Annotated in this window: 2 protein-coding genes; both read left to right on the top strand. The window is 37.0% G+C overall.

Annotated features, from left to right (window positions below; translation table 11 throughout):
• Window positions 1-245 precede the first annotated feature (245 nt).
• Entirely contained in the window at window positions 246-461 is a 216-nt protein-coding gene (locus tag C7H79_RS17170; RefSeq protein WP_106708435.1) for an AbrB/MazE/SpoVT family DNA-binding domain-containing protein, read from the top strand.
• On the top strand, window positions 458-880 hold the full coding sequence (locus C7H79_RS17165) for a type II toxin-antitoxin system VapC family toxin (RefSeq protein ID WP_106708434.1): 423 nt from the start codon (window positions 458-460) through the stop codon (window positions 878-880). Before C7H79_RS17170 ends, C7H79_RS17165 begins: the two co-directional genes overlap by 4 nt.
• Window positions 881-1,126: the final 246 nt, after the last annotated feature.

Below are 1,126 nucleotides of genomic sequence, written 5' to 3'. Positions count from 1 at the left end.
GCTCTAACCCCTGAGTTTTTAGGAGATTTTAATTGCCGGATTTTATTGTTCTAAGAATAATGGGTAAATTCCAACAAAGGTACGTAATGCGTCATTCATGCCTAAGATTTTAGGTGCCGAGCACGGCATCTTAAGATCAGTTTTAGTAAATCTGGCGCCTTAAAAATTAAGTTTTACTAATGATGATAAGTAAAGTACAATTTATCTTTACAAGATGTAAATAGTAAAGACTGTGGAGGTTTGCGATGCCAAGAGTAAGTGCAAAAAGACAAATTACATTACCCGTTGCCGATTGTGAAGAACTGGGCATCCAGCCAGGTGATGAAGTGGAAATTTTCCGTCATGGAAATCAATTCAATATCATTAAAAAAGAGGTTGGTATGGCAGCGGGTCTATTAAAGGGAGCCAAAGTAAACCATGCTGTCAGCGATGGTCAGTCAAGACAGAACCATTTTGAATGATTTCAATAGATACCAATGTGTTACTTAGGTATCTATTGGCAGACGATGCAGTTCAACATGCAAAGGCAAAAAGCCTAATTAAAAATAAATGCCCTGTATTGATTACAGATGTTGTTTTAGCTGAGACAGTGTGGACACTAACTGGCAAACGATACAACCTAGACAAAGCCGCTGTATGTGTTGTTGTGCGCGGCTTGATAAGTGATGGCGCTTTTATCTTTGAGAACTCCCAGGTGATTTGGTCTGCACTGTGCGATTATGAAGAAGCCAAGGCAATAAGTGGCAAAGAACTCGATTTTGCCGATTCACTCATTGCCAATAAATCGCACTTTGTCGCAGAGGATATCGACTCTTCATTGTCAGCTTTTTACAGTTTTGATAAAGCGGTAACACAATTAAAAAATGCCAAAAATATTTAAACTAGCCTGTTTAGGCATTATAAATCAGTCTGTTAATAGTATATTCTCAATTGCCTACAATCTTTATTATGTAAAATAATAAATATAATAACATTTATAATCAATCTCTTGCAATTAAACTTTTTGGTATTTTTCGAACCTTCTCTCAGCATGAACCGGGGTTGAAGATCAAGAAAAGCGCAGAAAGGTCTGCATCAATTTTGAAAATGACGGCTTTTTTGAAAGAAGTACGCCCCACGTTTTTAT

The organism is Nitrosomonas supralitoralis, from assembly GCF_003011925.2.
In the GTDB taxonomy this organism is placed as follows: Bacteria; Pseudomonadota; Gammaproteobacteria; order Burkholderiales; family Nitrosomonadaceae; genus Nitrosomonas; species Nitrosomonas supralitoralis.
This window is presented reverse-complemented; position numbering and strand designations above follow the sequence as displayed.

Excerpts from the sequence above, each read along its gene's own strand:
- C7H79_RS17165 (WP_106708434.1), top strand. The coding sequence starts at position 458 with ATGATTTCAATAGATACCAATGTGTTACTTAGGTATCTATTGGCAGAC.
- C7H79_RS17170 (WP_106708435.1), top strand. The coding sequence starts at position 246 with ATGCCAAGAGTAAGTGCAAAAAGACAAATTACATTACCCGTTGCCGAT.